Consider the following 16,627-nt stretch of genomic DNA (forward strand, 5'->3'; position numbering starts at 1 on the left):
CTACGTAATAATCAAATCGTGCAGATCTAGGTCAAAAGGATGGACCAATAGGGCCTGAGTTATGGACCATCTACCGAAAGAGTAAAGGTGGCAAAAAAGGAGAACGCACTGACCCTCGTCGACTCAATGCCCTGCTAGTCAAAGACTCAGATGGCACTCCTAGCGACTGGAACCTGCAAGGCCGTCTACAGATTGGCGAACAACTGCCGCCATTAGGACAACAAGGCAACGCTGGTGAGGCACTTGGCACTTATCTCAAGCGCAAGGCGATATGGCAGCAACTACGACAAGCCGCTGATCATGCTGGTGAGGTATTAAAGCCCTATACCTTTCGCCATCGCTACGCCAAAGCATCACATGCAGCAGGGCTACCAATAGCGAATATCGCTCAAGCAATGGGGCACACGATTGAGGTGCACTTAAGTAGTTATGCACGCTTTACACCAGATGCAACAGCAGACCTCTATGCACAGGTGAACGCTTAATGGAAGAACTACAGCCAACCAACGATCAACTTTCTCAAAGCATGCCTCTCACGCTCCATTCAAAGTGGGCGAGGGAAGATTTCTGTCGTAGGGGAGCTTATTCCCTGGACTTCTTCTGTAAGTGCGAGTCTTTCCTTGGCTTACGACGCAAACGCTGGCTGAAGGAATCTAAAAATCCTTAGACCTGTCGACTGCTCCATAGCCACCTTTATTCAATTGAGGAAATCGCGGCCGCGAAAACTGTACCTGAGACGTTTAAGACGGGATGTCGATCACCGACCAGCCTTTGTTCTCACTACCTTTTTGGTTCGGTTGTATTTGCGGAGGCAGGAGGATTTGTTTGAACCGTGCAATGAATAACCTTGAGAACACCAAGCACTGTTGCCATTGCAGTAGCTGTGCTTATTGTTGCCCTGCTGTTGTTGCAGTTAATATTGATAGTCTTTTATTTAGTTCACAATTGCCTGAGTGAATCGGTTTTGCTCTGGAGCTGTCCCAGCAGTAGTTGTTAATAGTTCCCACTGAGTCGTTTGATATTTGCAGTAAGTGAGACCCAACTTGCAAGGGAAGCGAGGTGCCGTTCTGAAGTTTGAGTGGTTGGCTGATGAGCTGAATGGTGCTAGGCAGCGGTATTCCTGTTGTTGTTGATCGAGTGGAAGTGCGTTGAGGCTCATTAATACCTAAAAAAGCCCTGGACATATGCCCAGGGCGATGAAAGTAGAAGAGATTAGAAAGCGTTTTGAATCAAGCTAGAAATTCCGTATTGCTATAGAGACTAGCTAACTCATTATCGACTGATAGTGCATGAGAACGACGAACTGCAGATTCAATATTTACCGTTCCAGCACCAAAGGTATTATCACGGCCTGTAGCTCCCAAATCCATGGCACTTGTTGTCAGAATTTCTCTAACTTCGCCGCCAGATAGAGACAGGTTTTCACTCCAAACTAAAGCTGCTGCACCAGCAAGGTTTGGGTTAGCACAGGATGTACCATTAAAAGTTGTTATACTTCCGCTTCCATTGATCGCCTTACTGTCAGTTGGCGCGACCATGGTTAGGTCATCCCCTTCGTTGGAATACGAGGCTATTTGCGTACCAGTTACATTAGTAAGTGATCCTCCAATAATGGCATCTATTTCTTCTGTACCTGTAAATTCCAGAGCACCGACACTGGCAACGTTGTCAAAGTCTGTTTGGAATGGTGCTATTCCACCTGCACCAGCAACTCCATCTGTGGCGCTGTCGTTGCCAGCAGATGCTGAGAAAAAACCATAATCTGCTGTTTCTTCAATTGAAGTTCGCATTTCTGCTTCAGTGGCACCCCAATCGCCCCATCCACTGCCAGAACCATTCTGAAAAACAAGCCGCTGGCCACATTCACGCTTGCTTTTTGCATCCTCAATTGCATCATAAATATCCACCCCATTTCGCCATGTTCCTATTGTGTATCCCCAAAGTGGATTGTCTTTAGTTATGCCAGCAATGTTAGCTGAATTATGCTTTGCTGACATAATGCTCATCGCATGATGCCCATGCTGAGAACCAGAGTCGTTTAAACCCGTTTGCATTTGGACATGGGAAATCTCATCGTGTGCTCCTGTTGTGTCAGTAATCCCACTGTCAAGAGACACGAGAACAACATCTTCTGAACCTTTGTTGAATCGCCAAGCACCTCCTGCATCCATGGCTTGTAGATTCCATTGTTCTTTTGTACTGTCGCTCATTCCTTCTCTAATGCGGTAGCTATCGTCTTCGGTGGTAATCTTCTCAAAACCTTGTAGATAAATCTCATCTCCATTTTTGAGGCTCAAGATGTCGAAAGCTGTGCCTTGATAAATGGCCTGTTCGCCGATTGTTGTGTAATCAGTCAGACCGCTGAAGGTTTCGCCATTGAAGCTCTTGATGTCTGCACTATCAAGACCATTAAGTATTAGTTCGTCGGTTCCACCACGAGCTTTGTAAATTCTGCCTGAATCATATTGTGAGCCTACCCATGAATATGCATCCAGATCATTATAAGTAAAAGTGTTGGCTTCAATGTCACCATCAAATGTACTCCAGTCAAGAGCATCAATCATCGTTAATCTTTCATCAAAGTCTTCTATATTTTCCCTTATACCTCCGAAGACAGCATCAATATCTACATCAAAGTCCCAGTTACTGCGTCTATCAAAGAAGCTTTCTGCAGCATCGATCTTGTCGTTAAGATCGACAAGGAATCGATCTTCTGAGAGATCTAGTGTGTATGTTCCAAGGTCAACACTTTCTCCTGTCGTGGTATGGGTTGCATTGACTTGAGCTTCAACATTACCAAGTTTTATTGTTGAGAATGGGCCCCAACTCCAGCCAAAAATATCTGAGAAATCCAACCTATTATCATTTAAGAAATCACCATCATAATTGATTCTGATAGCACCATCTTCAAAGACTTCTTTTTTCGTGCCGTCGTGTGATGCATCATAAATACGGGTATAACCATAATCAAATAGACCCTCTACACTAAAGTCCCATGGCTTGATGCTGATGCTTAGATCGACATCGTTTAGATCGACATCGTATGGTCGTGGGTTATGCCTGAAAGAGTGTCGATCAAAACCTTTGCTAAATGGGTTGTGTGAACCACCTTCTTCGCCAGCTTCATGTTCACCATTTGTACGATCTTCTGGTAAATCCTGTTGGCCTTTTCTTGCTATCCAGTTTAGCCTTCCGAAGGAAAACCTATTTGATTTTCTTTCAAATTGGCCTTGATGATTGAATTCATCAGTTGATTCATCGCGATCTTGCTGATTTGCACTGGAAGAGAAACCTTTATGCTTGAATGAAGCAAATGGCTGTCTTAGGTGTCGGCCAACTGTATTTGGACCATGTTGATTCCCTGTAATCGGATCTTCCAGACTTGTGGAATAATGAACATTGAATGTTTCTTGCCTCTCAAAAGATAGTCTGCTATCGCGAGGATAATCTTTGGTTGTGTTGTTTGCATTTGAGGCGCCCTTAGCTTCGAGTTCAAAGGGCTGCTCTTGTTCAGTCATCTCGCCACTATTGGAGTAATAGTGGCTTGAATGCCCCGCGCCAAGATGAGTGTTCTGACTGTCTATTTGCTTTGCTAAATTTAGTGATTCACTGATGAAGTCTCTGCGCTCTGATTGCTTGTTATTTGAGCGGATACTTCTGAAGAGCCGTTTCATGACTAGAGAAAAGGCTATGCCTTTTGAATGACTCAATCAATTTCGCTCAATGTCATGACTTTAGATGTGATCTAGAACTTTTTGAGCCGCGAACTTGCTCTCATTCAATCGTGACGTAGGTCACACCTTTATTTGTGCATATCGATTGATTAGAAGTGATTTGGATGGTGAATCTGATTATTCTAGATCAGTCTTGTGACTAATCCTATCAATAGCCTTGCTTTTTAGCTCTCTATTTAGTTGCGGCTTGCTTATTCAGTCAATGACAGCCTCTGTAACCTGTGCTTGTAGTTGTCGCTGCAGTTGTTGTGACTGCTGATCAATAATCGCTGTCGCTAGGTGGATGGGACCCAACTGGCGTGATTGCGAGGGATACAGCGGGCCTGGGAAAACCCGCTTAAAAACGAAACGCCTACTTGAACCCTCTATCCCGATTCGAATGGTTCTTTTTTATGTTCTTAGCAGCTACAAAAAGACCTGAACCCATTGGTTTGAAAGGGTATTGCTGGGGCATTTAGAGACCCTTGATCGAAAGGAGCAATTCTGCCTACTGACGCCTTTTTGTTGCTTGCTTAGACCTAGATCAGGAGTCCGAGGACGTAGAAACCCTGAAAACCTGTCCTGGACTTGAGGGCATCCAACGCGGGTGCCCTTCTTCATGTCAATTGTTGGTTCTACTTGCAGAGAGAACGCATCTGTTATAGATGCTTGTGCTCAAACTCACCGCTGCCATTGAGCCAGGGCACTGCATTTTTAAAGAGGTTGAGTGAATCTATTGATAGCGGTGAAGGATGAAAACAAAAAATCATCACCGCCCCAGGGGGGAGAAATCAAATAAACAAAGGCCCCGCACCATGGCGGGGTTTTTTGATGGTTAGTCATCAAAGTTTTTCCATCTCCTTTTACAGCAGTTGATGTGGGCTGATACCTGCAAGCAAACACATCCCAGATAATGAATGACCTTTTAAACGTTCAATCCCCATGCAGCGTTCGGTTCGTCTTCCTCTGTCGCTTGCTGGTGCTGCTGCTCTTGCCTTAGCTAGTTCTCCTATACAGCCAGCAGCTTCTGAAGACGAAGGCAGTGCAGCAGATCTTGGCGTGATGGAGATCAACCTCAAAGATGCTGTGCAGTTCAACTGGGGTCTTCAAGGAGCACTTCAAGGAGCAGGCACACCCAATCAAGCCGGCATTGGAGCCTTTCTTCCGATTGCTGTTGGTGAGAACAGCGTTTGGTTTATTGATGCTTTAGCCAATGCCAACTTCTCTGATTTTGATGGCTAAAGCAGCATCATCAATACAGAGGTTGCTGGTACCTCGATCAGCACATCAACCCGTTTGGGTTATCGCTGGCTGAATGGTGACCGCTCTTGGATGTATGGCATCAATGCTGGCCATGAGAGCCGGCCGATGAATACAGGTGATGCTGATACCAACGTGAATATCTTTGATAAGCGTGAGGTCTTCTTCTCTCAGGTTGCTGCAGGCTTAGAAGCAGTCTCAGACACTTGGAACTTCAATGCCTATGCACTGGTTCCTATTGGTGATGTCGAGAAACGCCTAAATAGCCATTACAAAGGCGGTTCTCTTGATACCTACGGATTAGATGTTGGCTACAGCATCACACCTGATCTCAATGCTTCTGTTGGTAATTACTACCAGCAAGGTGATCTCGATGATGCTGATGGTTCTGGTGTTAAAGGAAGACTCGCATACAGCATCAGCAATGGTTTAACGCTTGGCACCAATCTTTCTTACGATGAAGCCTTTGATACTCGCTTTACGGCAGACATTAAATATCACTTTGGCAGTAATGGGTATGGAGCACCTAGCAAGAAAGAACCAGCAGTAATGCCTGCAATTCAAGCGTTATCTGCAACACCAGACAATCGAGATGTAAGAGTGCACGATTACTGGACCCTAATCTGCGTAGGTCAGCGGTCATTGATGGCAGGACCCTATGTGGGATCGGTGGAATGGTGCAAGGCCCACTGTCCCGAGATTGCGGGTGATTGCCATTAAGGCTAATATTATCAAAGTTATCTAAGGATTAAGTCTTACATTGTTAGACTTATTACCGTGACCTTATCACAGTTTTCTAAGGCTTAAGTCTTATATTATTAGACTAATTCTCCCTGAGATGTGGTCTTGATAATATCAAGGCTAGAATCTGCCAGGGTGTGCCGGTTGTCGCCACTCTTAGCCCACTCGCCTTCAAGAGCTAAGGCTGATTGCGCAGCGTAAAGGGCACGGTCAATGACAGCCTTTCTTCAGAGTGTTACGCAACACGCTGGTTCAGAGTTCTCCGGAGCATGATGTTCAAGGTGATGCGCATCACCATGCTTTCCTTGACCGGCGGCTGTTGGTTTAGCAGGGAACGGTGATTGCAGAAGATGGTTTACCACCAACAAAGGTTGGTACCTTTGGTCACATACTGGTGTTTTAGGATGAAACCAGGGTTAGAGGAAAGTTAGAATAATGGGAGGGATTTAGTAGAAATCAAGCAACCCACCCAAATGAGTTTGGAATGTGTCCTCAGAACCTTTGCTGTAACTGGTTTGGAAAACGTGCAAAAGCAATCACGGGATGAATAATCCATGAATATCATTTACTACAAATAGAAAGAAAGGAAATAACACTAAACCTGCCACAAAGAATGATGGGTTTAGCTATCAATACCGTTGTTGTATTTGTATAGCTGTTTTACAAATGGAAGGATTGGTTCAATCTCTTCTTTACACCTCTTGGAATTAATCTCTTCATCGTCCCAGTCGCCCTCTAACCATTGACAGGCAGTTAAATACATAAGAGTTTCATAATGCTCAGGTTTGTGAGGGTAAAGAATTTCAACTTTTTTCCAATCCCAATAATCTTTGTCCTCACCTTCACCCCAACCATCTTCATCAATCTCCCAAGAGTTGGGTGAGAACTTACACCAAGAAGGGATGTCAAAGAATAACTTATCTTCATGCCAATCACAGTCATCCTCATCCACATAACCTGATTTATAGATAAACTCAATTAACTCAGTTTCACTTGTTGGAACTTCAAAAGATGTCTTACCTTTGTCACCGGTTAAATCAAGGAGCTCTTGGTAGGTGTTTCCTTTGTAGGTAATCTTCATTTATTAATTATAGTTGTTCTTTAATGCTGCCGCAATAGATAAAGACATCTCCATCTCAATCCCAAGCCAATCGTTGTTGGCTGGAAAAAGCCTTCGCTTGTTGCTTCACTAGCGCCAGTGCTGATTGCTGCATTAAGCGGTTACAACGTTAGTGATTCATCCTGAGAATCTCCTTTTCCCCCTTCTGGAACATCGTTGTTAATAGTGTTGCCATTCATGCCGATCACACCCACAGCGGTTGGTGATTCGAGTGATTGAACAAAGTCATTGCTGGCTTCTACAGCATTTTGATCTTTAAACGCTTGGTTATCCCAGGCTGCATCGCCTGTTGTTCCCTGATTATCGAGTTCATCCCAGGAGATTTGATCAGAACCGGTAAAGCTTGATTGTGTTCCATTGGCGCCATTGATTGGTTGTTGATGCAGGCTTTGGCCCCAATCGGCATCCAATCACGGCCAGATCTGCCATGGAGATTTGGCCATCAAAGTTGGCATCAACGGCAGTGGCCACACTGGCATCAACAAAGCCATCATTGTTGGCATCAACCTCAGTTGCATTGTCAGCAGCACTGATTTGTTGTTGCCTTGCTGCACCAGCATTGAGATAGGCCAGATCTTTCATTGAGACCCTGCCGTCGTAATTGAGGTCGCCTTGATAAGTAATCAGGTTTTTGGAGCCCTTTTGGTTGCTAAAGAGATCTGATCCATCAGCTTGCAAGCTGGCAATACCTAAGCCGAGATCCACCACATTGCCTGCAGCGCCAGTGATCTTGATCGCTGCATGCAACTGGCCAGATTCTTGCGCTGCTGATTCGAATTCTCCTGTGTCTGAACTAAAGCTGCCGCTGTTGAGGCTGTTGCGCGTGACCTGATCACCGTTTGCGCCGATGCCTTGGTATGCAAAATAACTATCGCTTTCTACCAGTTCTGCATTGCTGTTGGTGATGCCTGTGACTTGGATGTTTTGCGCCTCGATATTGCCCACATTGGTCCAGGTGCTTGTTGTTGAGATGGTGGCACCTGAGCGAACCAAATTTGTAGAGATGGGGTTATAGCTACCAATCACACGCTCAGTACTAAGAATCAAGCCATCACCTTGCTCTTCTAGGTTGATGGCGGCCTCATACAGGGTGACTTTGGTTCCATCAACAGCCAAATCACCACCGAGATCGCGCAAGCTCTTGATTTCACGGTTTGCCAAACCGCTGCCATCATCTAAGGCTTTAGAGAAAACGGTTTCATCTTGATTGGCACTTAAACCAAAGAAGAGTGGTGTGCTGGGATCAAGGATCTTGCCATTGGAGTTTTGCGTGAGCGTATCGAGGCGGAACTCATTGAAATCCAGTTCAATCGATGCCACAACACCACCATCCGCGCCAATACGCGATCCGGCATCGGCTAGATGGTTTCCATAGAGATCTCCTGGATCTAGATCTCCAAGACTTGATGCTGCAATACGGATGGTGCCCACATCATTATCGATGCGTACCGCATTGGCGATGGGCAGCTGCACCGCCGATGCTTGATATCAGATGCTTTGATCTCGTTAAAGAGATAAGGATCAAAGTTGATCGTGATATCGGCTGTTTCTAAGTCATAGCCTTCTGCAAGGCTCTTGGCTGTGATGTCTAGGCGATAGCTGTCTTGCCAATCAACAGAATCACCAAGAACTGCCAATTGCTTGAGATCAGTTTGCGTGTCAGTGCCATTGGTTGAATGAAGGCTATAGCTAAGTTCAAGGTCGCTATCTGCTGTGGCTTGTGGATTAGGCGTCCATTGATTGGCAATATCATGATTGCTTCTGGCTAGGGATATTTCGGCGATGCCTCCTCTGTTTTGAATCGTTCCATTGTTGGCAGTGTCATTCCATTTGTCAGGAGGAATAAAGCCGAGGTGCATATAGTTTTCAGCAGTATTAGATAACCATCCTTTCTCTGGAGCTGGCCAGTCGCTGCCCCACCAATTGGTGTAAGTAACATCCTCTCCGCTGGACCATTCCCAATCACCCTCACTATCGACATCATTAAAGCCTGTATATAACCAAGTTGGTTCGGTTAATGGATTGGCAATGCTATCTGGCTTTGGTTCTATTTGGAATGCTTGATGTAACCACTGGTTCTCTGCTTCATCATTAATCGTGACCAGATTGCCGCCAATCCTTTGCGCATAGGCTTCTGCTTCTTGCCATGAAGGCCCATCAACAATGACATAAGCCGATTCACCACGGCGTACGTAGTGAGTTGACATTGATGTGTCTTTGATCTCTACAGAGGCTGTATTGCCTACTTGCTCAGTGCGCAAGGCATCAGTGAATAGTTTGACGTCTAAGCTTTCAGGGCCTTCTCTTGTTTGATCATTCCTGAGCGTATGGGAGAACGAGAATTTTCCATCAGCATCGGTTTGACCTGAACCAGACAAATCCCCTTCTGTAAAATCTCCTTGATTGATACCAGTGCCAGAAAGTGACCAATAAACTTCAGACCCTGAAATAACTTCATGAGTGCTGACTGTGCTCGTTAGCTGCTCGCCTTCATTGAGGGAGTCGCTAGATGTAGAAAGTATGTATGAAGCATGAATGTCTTTGATTTCTAGATTCACATCCTGTTCATTGCTATTGCCCGCTAAATCGGTGGCAGATACGGAGAATGAATAGGAGGTTTTGGTTTCATAGTCTGGATCGTCTTTGAGGCTTACCTTTCCTGTTGATGGATCAATAGAGAAGGAGGCTGCATCGTCGCTGTTGCCCTGTTTGAGGCTGTAGGAGACAGCTGATGCATCATCTGCAGCAGCGGTATAGATAACTTGAGCTGCGCCACTGTTTTCTTCTATAGGGGCAGCTGTCTCGCCAGAGGAGAAGGCAGGAGCAGTGGTATCAATGGTGAGATTGAGGGGATCTGATGGATCCGAAGTGCTGGTAGGAACGGTCAGACGATCATCGTGGAACGGATCCGCGAAGGAGACCACACCAGAGCTGAGTTGATCAGCAACGCTGCTGCTATCACCGCCCCGCTCGGAGTCTCCCCAAGAGACAACAGAGCCGTCGTCTTTAACTGCCGCGAAGGCTCCATATGAAGAGAAGATCTGGTTGATACCAGAGCTGAGGTCAGCAGCGACGCTGCTGCTATCACCGCCGTAGTCGGACCCCCAAGACACAACGGAGCCGTCGTCTTTAACTGCCGCGAAGGCGCTACCAGTAGAGAAGATCTGGTTGACACCAGAGCTGAGCTCAAGATCAACGCTGCTGCTATCACCACCATTTTCGGAGTGCCCCCAAGACACAACGGAGCCGTCGTCTTTCACTGCCGCGAAGGCAGTATCAGTAGAGAAGATCTGGTTGACACCAGAGCTGAGATCAGCAGCGACGCTGCTGCTATCGCCGCCCCAGATGGAGTTTCCCCAAGCAACAACAGAGCCGTCGTCTTTTAATGCCGCGAAGGCGTACTCAGTAGAGAAGATCTGGTTGACACCAGAGCTGAGTTCAAGATCAATGCTGCTGCTATCACCGCCGTACCTGGAGTCCCCCCAAGACACAACGGAACCGTCGTCTTTAACTGCCGCGAAGGCGAACGTAGTAGAGAAGATCTGGTTAACACCAGAGCTGAGCTCAAGATCAACGCTGCTGCTATCACCGCCGTTGCTGGAGTGCCCCCAAGACACAACGGAGCCGTCGTCTTTTAATGCCGCGAAGGCGAAATCATTAGAGAAGATCTGGTTGACACCAGAGCTGAGTTCAAGATCAACGCTGCTGCTATCACCGCCCCGCTCGGAGTCTCCCCAAGAGACAACAGAGCCGTCGTCTTTAACTGCCGCGAAGGCTCCATATGAAGAGAAGATCTGGTTGATACCAGAGCTGAGGTCAGCAGCGACGCTGCTGCTATCACCGCCCCAGTCGGATTCACCCCAGGTAACAACGGAACCGTCGTCTTTCACTGCAGCGAAGGCGTAATTATTAGAGAAGATCTGGTTGACACCAGAGCTGAGCTCAAGATCAACGCTGCTGCTATCGCCGCCCCAGCTGGAGTCACCCCAAGTAACAACGGAGCCGTTGTCTTTTAATGCCGCGAAGGCCTTTTTGGTAGAGAAGATCTGGTTAACACCAGAGCTGAGTTCAAGATCAACACTGCTGCTATCACCGCCGTACCTGGAGTCCCCCCAAGACACAACGGAACCGTCGTCTTTTAATGCCGCGAAGGCACTGTTGTTGCCCCACTCATGCGTAGTCCGGCCTGGTGAAGCAACAGGTATCGCCGTGCGTTGGATTAGACCGCGCCCTGAAGTTTCTGTTGTTGTTGCGGTAATAGCGATTGAGCCATCAGCCAGAGGGTTGTCATTAGCAACGGTGTAAGCCCAATTGCTATTGCTATCGGTTATTGAGCTGCCAAGAGATATTCCATCAGCAAAGATCTCAACGCTGGATCCTGCTTTTGCCGTGCCGGAGAATGAGGGGGTGTTGTCGTTAGTGAGATTGTCTGAATCAGAGATCCCGCTATCAGACGTGGCGATGAGATCTGGTGTTGAGGCTTTGGGTTGATTGAGGATGCCCAGATTTACATCCTGTTCACTGCTATTGCCAGCTAAATCGGTGGCAGATACGGAGAATGAATAGGAGGGATTGGTTTCATAATCTGGATCGTCCTTAAGGCTTACCTTTCCTGTTGATGCATCAAAAGAGAAGGAGGCTGCATCGTCATTGTTGTTTTGTTTGAGGCTGTAGGAGACAGCTGATGCATCATCTGCAGCAGCGGTATAGATAACTTGAGCTGCGCCACTGTTTTCTTCTATAGGGGCAGCTGTCTCGCCAGAGGAGAAGGCAGGAGCAGTGGCATCAATGGTGAGGCTGAGGGGATCTGATGGATCAGAAGTGCTGGTTGAATGTTCTGTTGTTGTGGTTGCGGTGATAGCGATTGAGCCATCAGCAAGAGGGGCTTCATTAGCAACTGTGTAAGACCAATTGCTATTGCTATCGGTTATGGAGCTACCAAGGGATATTCCATCAGCAAAGAGTTCAACGCTGGATCCTGCTTCTGCCGTGCCTGAGAATGAGGGAGTGTTGTCGTTGGTGAGATTGTCTGAATCAGAGTTGCCGCTATCAGACGTGACGATGAGATCTGGTGTTGAGGCTTTGGGTTGATTGAGGATGCCCAGATTCAGATCCTGCTCACTGCTATTGCCTGCTAGATCGGTGGCAGATACGGAGAATGAATAGGAGGGTTTGTTTTCATAATCTGGATCGTCTGTGAGGCTTACCTTTCCTGTTGATGAATCAATAGAGAAGGACGCTGCATCGTCGCTGTTGTTTTGTTTGAGGCTGTAGGAGACAGCTGATGCATCATCTGCAGCAGCGGTATAGATAACTTGAGCGGCGCCACTGTTTTCTTCTATCGGGTTAGTTGTATGGCCAGAGGAGAAGGTAGGAGCAGTGGCATCAATGGTGAGGTTGAGGGGATCTGATGGATCAGAAGTGATGGTGCCAAAGATCAGGCGATCATCGTGGAACGGATCCGCGAAGGAGACCACACCAGAGCTGAGATCAGCAGCAACGCTGCTGCTATCACCGCCCTTGTTGGGGTCCCCAGAAGACAAAACGCCACTCCCCCAAGACACAACGGAGCCGTCGTCTTTTAGTGCCGCGAAGGCAGTTTCCGTAGAGAAGATTTGGTTGACACCAGAGCTGAGCTCAAGATCAACGCTGCTGATATCACTGCTGCTATCACCGCCGGAGCGCCCCCCCCCCCAAGTGACAACGGAGCCGTCGTCTTTTAATGCCGCGAAGGCATACCCCGTAGAGAAGATCTGGCTAACGCCAGAGCTGAGCTCAAGATCAACGCTGCTGTTATCACCGCCCATTCTAGAGGCCCCCCAAGACACAACGGAGCCGTCGTCTTTTAATGCCGCGAAGGCATACCCCGTAGAGAAGATTTGGTTGACACCAGAGCTGATCTCAAGATCAACGCTGCTGCTATCACCGCCGTAGTCGGAGAACCCCCAAGACACAACGGAGCCGTCGTCTTTTAATGCCGCGAAGGCGTGTTTAGCAGAGAAGATCTTGTTGACACCAGAGCTGAGTTCAAGATCAACGCTGCTGCTATCACCGCCGAAGTCGGAGGCTCCCCAAGACACAACGGAGCCGTCGTCTTTTAATGCCGCGAAGGCACTTTTCGTAGAGAAGATCTGGTTGACACCAGAGCCGAGTTCAAGATCAACGCTGTTGCTATCACCTCCGTAGCCGGAGTCCCCCCAAGTGACAACGGAGCCGTCGTCTTTTAATGCCGCGATGGCACCACTCGTAGAGAAGATCTGGTTGACACCAGAGCTGAGCTCAAGATCAACGCTGCTGCTATCACCGCCCTGGTTTAATATCCCCCAAGTGACAACGGAGCCGTCGTCTTTTAATGCCGCGAATACCATATTCGCAGAGAAGATCTGGTTGACACCAGAGCTGAGCTCAAGATCAACGCTGCTGCTATCACCGCCGTAGTCGGAGGCCCCCCAAGTAACAACGGAACCGTCGTCTTTTAATGCCGCGAAGGCATGTTCCGTAGAGAAGATCTGGTTGACACCAGAGCTGAGCTCAAGATCAACGCTGCTGCTATCACCACCCTTTTCGGAGTCCCCCCAAGTAACAACGGAGCCGTCGTCTTTTAATGCCGCGAAGGCATGGGGGTTAGAGAAGATCTGGTTGATACCAGAGCTGAGCTCAAGATCAACGCTGCTGCTATCACCACCCTTTTCGGAGTCCCCCCAAGTAACAACGGAGCCGTCGTCTTTTAATGCCGCGAAAGCGTATTTGTTGCGCCACTCATGCGTAGTCCGGCCTGGTGCAGCCACAGGTATCGCCGTGCGTTTTAAATCACTTGTAGTTTCTGTTGAAGTTGCGGTGATAGCGATTGAGCCATCAGCAAGAGGGGAGTCATTCGCAACGGTGTAAGACCAATTGCTATTGCTATCTGTTGTTGAGCTGCCAAGAGATATTCCATCAGCAAAGAGTTCAACGCTGGACCCTGCTTTTGCCGTGCCGGAGAATGTGGGTGTGTTGTCGTTGGTGAGATTGTCTGAATTCGAGATGCCGCTATCAGAGGTGGCGATGAGGTCTGGAGTTGAGGCTTTGGGTTGATTGAGGATGCCCAGATTCAGATCCTGCTCACTGCTATTGCCAGCTAAATCGGTGGCAGATACGGAGAATGAATAGGAGGTTTTGTTTTCATAATCTGGATCGTCTTTGAGGCTTACTTTTCCTGTTGATGGATCAATAGAGAAGGAGGCTGCATCGTCGCTGTTGTTTTGTTTGAGGCTGTAGGAAACATCTGATGCATCATCTGCAGCAGCGGTATAGATAACTTGAGCTGCGCCACTGTTTTCTTCTATCGGGGCAGCTGTCTCGCCAGAGGAGAAGGCAGGAGCAGTGGCATCAATGGTGAGGTTGAGAGGATCCGATGGATCAGAAGCGCTGGTTGCAGTTTCTGTTGTTGTGGTTGCGGTGATAGCGATTGAGCCATCAGCAAGAGGGGAGTCATTCGCGACGGTGTAAGCCCAATTGCTATTGCTATCGGTTATGGAGCTGCCAAGAGATATTCCATCAGCAAAGAGTTCAACGCTGGATCCTGCTTTTGCCGTGCCGGAGAATGTGGGGGTGTTATCGCTTGTGATGTTGTCTGAATTCGAGATACCGCTATCAGATGTAGCGATGAGATCTGGGATTGAGGGTGGAGGGGTTTTTGAACTATCGTTAATCTCTACAGTTGATGATTGAGCAAGCAGTTCATTTCTTGCTTGATCAGAGAAGAGTTTGATAACCATGCTCTCAAGACCTTCTGTTGTTAGGTCTTCTGCAATGAGGTGGGGAATAGAGAACCCACCATCAGCAAATGTGCCATAAATTGGACTAAATCCCTTTAATTCCCCTTGAGAGAAATCTGACAAAGTAATATCTCCTTGCACTCCTTCAACTTCCCAGTAAAGCTCGGTGCCTTGATTGACATTTTCTGTGCTAACTGTTGTCGTTATCCACTCTCCTTCATCTATTGAGGTTTGACTGTTGTCGTTCCAATGAGTTGTTGTTACTTTATAGTCGGGTATCTTGTATTCATACTTGCTCAAAAAATGATTCGCACGGTGGTTTACAGAATCGTAATCCTGGCCAATGATATAGATTTCTCCTTTATTGCCTACACTAATATCTTTTACTGCTCCTCCAATGCCAAGAGAGCCAACTGTCTTACTCCAATCAAACCCGCCATCATCATTTATCTTGCTAATAACAGCGTCCTTCGGTGTGTAGTACCCACCGCCTGTAATTCCAGCAATAAGCATAGACCCATCGACATCTTCTGTTACTGCTTGGGCCGCAACCTCGCCTTCGCCTGCTAATTCTGTCCATTCTCTTGAGCCATCACTGCTATACCTAGTAATAAAAGACTGACTGTTGGTATATCCGATGAAATATGGAGAGTCATTGCTGTCTATCGCGATCGAAGTTACCGAATCGTATCCACTAGTGCCCAACACTTTGGACCACTCTTTAGTGCCATTAGACTTGTACTTGCTAACAAAACCACTACCATTATAATCAATACCTTTACTGGGATTATATTCTCCATCAAAATCGCCGCGAGTCACCCCGCTGATATAAACTGAACCATTACTATCAGTGGCAATTGAATTGGGAGAGTCATATTCTTCAGACCCTAATATTCTTGTCCATTCCTTTTCCCCAATTGGTGATATTTTGCTGATAAAAGCATCGCGATCGTTAATGTCAGTGCCTATAGAAGCTTGTTTCTCTAAATTCCCACCAAATACATAGCCTGTAATATAAATAGAGCCATCACTGCCAGACGTTATTCCTTGAATCCAAGGGTTGCCTGGTGAAGTGGTGGTGTAACCATTCCCAGCTACTTTTGTTCCATTTATGCTAACATCCCAATCATAAGTTATTGGTATAGCTTGTCCAAGCCAATCGTAATCAGTCTCAGGGATATATTTAGCAACTTGAATTGAATTTGTGTTATTCTGTGCAATAAAGATTGATCCATCTTCGCTAGTCGTTGCATAAAGAGTACCCCAGCCATCGATTCCTTGAATATTTTCTGTTATTTCCCAGGCTTTGCTCCCGTCTGAATTATATTTAGTCAGATAAGGCACACTTCGATATCTAGGCGTAGAGTATCCATTTCCTGTTGCATCCTCAACAATATCTGTACTGGAAATATAAGTAGATCCATCGCTACCAATAGCAGCATTTTGAAGATACCCTTCATAATCAAGGTAACTTGTCCACTCATGTTGAGGTTGCAACCCTTTGGGATAGGTGCTGGTCATGAGATAACACCCTTCCGGCTGCTTATTGCAGCCAATTGAGTGCTATCACTAATTTTATTCTTGCTAACAATACTGATAGCAAAACGAATAGATTTAAGTGGGGTATTTATTCCCAATCGATTGCAAGTGTATCTCTTAAAGTTTTCTATTAAACTCAGTAGATTGAACTGCCAATTCACCGCCTCCACATCAAGCCACTTGGTTTTTGAGTATTTATACTGCGCTAGAGTTGGGTCAAGGGCTTTGCCAGAAAGCATGTTAAAGGCCCACTATCTTCCTCTTGCCATTATTTTATTAGAGCATTTGACGGAAATCGGATTATTAGCTTCTCCGCAAGTTTTTTACACACTCACATAGGCGTAAGTACCTACTAAGAAAGCAGTGTTTTCCCGCTTAATTGCCCTTTGATGGTCCCATTATCTTTGCACGCAGCCTATTCAATCACGTCTAAGAGCTTGTATCTATCTCTTATCTAATTCTTGCTTCATCGAGGGCTTGGCAATTGTATTGAGAGC

5 protein-coding genes and 1 pseudogene are annotated in these 16,627 nt (G+C 46.8%); 1 reads left to right on the forward strand and 5 read right to left on the reverse strand.

Annotated features, from left to right (window positions below):
• Positions 1-1,229: 1,229 nt before the first annotated feature.
• Positions 1,230-3,674, reverse strand: a complete 2,445-nt coding sequence (locus SIB80_RS08455) for a S8 family serine peptidase (protein WP_413351579.1) — start codon at positions 3,672-3,674, stop codon at positions 1,230-1,232.
• 981 nt (positions 3,675-4,655) lie between these two features.
• On the opposite strand from SIB80_RS08455, the pseudogene SIB80_RS08460 reads away from it, so the two are divergent.
• Positions 4,656-5,693 (forward strand): annotated as a pseudogene (locus SIB80_RS08460) (carbamoyl-phosphate synthase).
• Between the two features lie 643 nt (positions 5,694-6,336).
• Here SIB80_RS08460 and SIB80_RS08465 read toward each other — a convergent pair.
• The 4 genes from SIB80_RS08465 to SIB80_RS08480 form a co-directional block, all read right to left on the reverse strand.
• A complete protein-coding gene (locus tag SIB80_RS08465) occupies positions 6,337-6,795 on the reverse strand; it encodes a hypothetical protein (protein WP_063419137.1) in 459 nt (152 codons plus the stop codon).
• A 140-nt stretch (positions 6,796-6,935) separates the two neighbouring features.
• On the reverse strand, positions 6,936-7,244 hold the full coding sequence (locus SIB80_RS08470; protein WP_413681481.1) for a hypothetical protein: 309 nt from the start codon (positions 7,242-7,244) through the stop codon (positions 6,936-6,938).
• Complete coding sequence (locus SIB80_RS08475; protein WP_413681482.1) at positions 7,162-8,307, reverse strand: hypothetical protein; 1,146 nt, start codon at positions 8,305-8,307, stop codon at positions 7,162-7,164. The genes SIB80_RS08470 and SIB80_RS08475 overlap by 83 nt, the downstream gene beginning before the upstream one ends.
• Positions 8,223-16,112, reverse strand: a complete 7,890-nt coding sequence (locus tag SIB80_RS08480; protein WP_413681483.1) for an Ig-like domain-containing protein — start codon at positions 16,110-16,112, stop codon at positions 8,223-8,225. Before SIB80_RS08480 ends, SIB80_RS08475 begins: the two co-directional genes overlap by 85 nt.
• Between the last annotated feature and the right edge of the window lie 515 nt (positions 16,113-16,627).

The organism is Prochlorococcus sp. MIT 1327 (genome assembly GCF_047304785.1).
GTDB classification, from domain to species: Bacteria; Cyanobacteriota; Cyanobacteriia; order PCC-6307; family Cyanobiaceae; genus Prochlorococcus; species Prochlorococcus marinus_D.